This window comes from Streptomyces sp. NPDC002265 (assembly GCF_040296125.1).
Lineage (GTDB): Bacteria > Actinomycetota > Actinomycetes > Streptomycetales > Streptomycetaceae > Streptomyces.
Genome location: NZ_JBEOWS010000724.1, coordinates 1 through 1,071, shown reverse-complemented (window position 1 = coordinate 1,071; position 1,071 = coordinate 1). Strand labels below are relative to the sequence as shown.

Annotated in this window: 1 protein-coding gene and 1 pseudogene; both read right to left on the bottom strand. The window is 67.9% G+C overall.

Features of this window, described 5'->3' with window-relative positions:
• Positions 1-256 (bottom strand): annotated as a pseudogene (locus ABT085_RS46560) (transposase); the annotation flags it as partial.
• 131 nt (positions 257-387) lie between these two features.
• Positions 388-693 (bottom strand): hypothetical protein, encoded by a 306-nt coding sequence (locus tag ABT085_RS46555; protein WP_351623322.1) that lies wholly within the window; start codon positions 691-693, stop codon positions 388-390.
• Positions 694-1,071: the final 378 nt, after the last annotated feature.

Below are 1,071 nucleotides of genomic sequence, written 5' to 3'. Positions count from 1 at the left end.
GGCTCGGCCCGCAGTATGCCGACGTCGGACAGGCAGTCCCCGCCAAGCGCCAGCGCGAGCGCCATATCCAGCAGGATCTTCTCCGGGTCGGCACCGCCCGCGGCTTACGCCACGGCATCAACGCTGTCGGTATCGCCCGATCTGGACCGGTTTTGCGGACCGTCTCCATCAGCAACACACCACCCGCTTGGGACACCACCCCACGACCGCCGCCCTCGACACGGACACGCGGGTAGGGCCCGATATTCTTCTTCACCTGAGGAGTGCAGCTTTCCGGCGACGAACAGGACCCTAGACAAGTCCCATCGACCCAGGTCAGCAGCACTCCTCGCTTATTTGATCAAGCCTCGGACACCCGCACTCGTGAAAGCGCGAGGGTAAGGCCGGTCACCTCTGCCAGGAGAGCGCCTCAATCGATGCGATGTCACCCGCCGCCAGCAGTCCGAAGAGCCGGAGGACCTCCTCGCGGGCGACATCGCGCATCTCCCCAGGAGCAACCGAGTCCTCGTCCGGGTTCTCCCAGACCAGCAGACCGTCGCCGAAGGCGTTGAGGCACCACCCGCTCTCATGGGTGAGTGAGGCATCGGGGTGTTCGTCATCGGCCTGTGCCAGTCCGTCGAGCACTCGCCTCATCGTCTCCGGATCAGGCTCGTCGACCGTCCCACCCATGACGTCGTACATGAAGTAGCTCATTGAGCAATTACCTCATGTGGTGATCCACGGGACACTGCCTAAGGGCGTCTTCGGCGGCGCTGCGCACGGGTCTTGCGGCCACCCCGGACAGCCGGCCCTGGGCGGCCTGGACGACGCTCTGGCGAGCGGGCGGCCCGGGAGCCTTTGGCGCCGTGGGGGTCCCGGCGCACGGTCGTCGTCCCCCCGGTGGACGCGGCGGCCGCGACTTCACCGTCCCCCCGGCCCGTCATGTGAGGTTGCGGGTGGGGAACGGGCCGGCCGCCGGCCCAGGGGGCCGGTTGCGTTTCTTCGGCCGGTGGTGCCGCGCGCGTCGTGCCGGTCGGGGCCCCAGGTCCACCCGTTCGAGTGACTCGTACGGAATGCCCCATACGTCACACC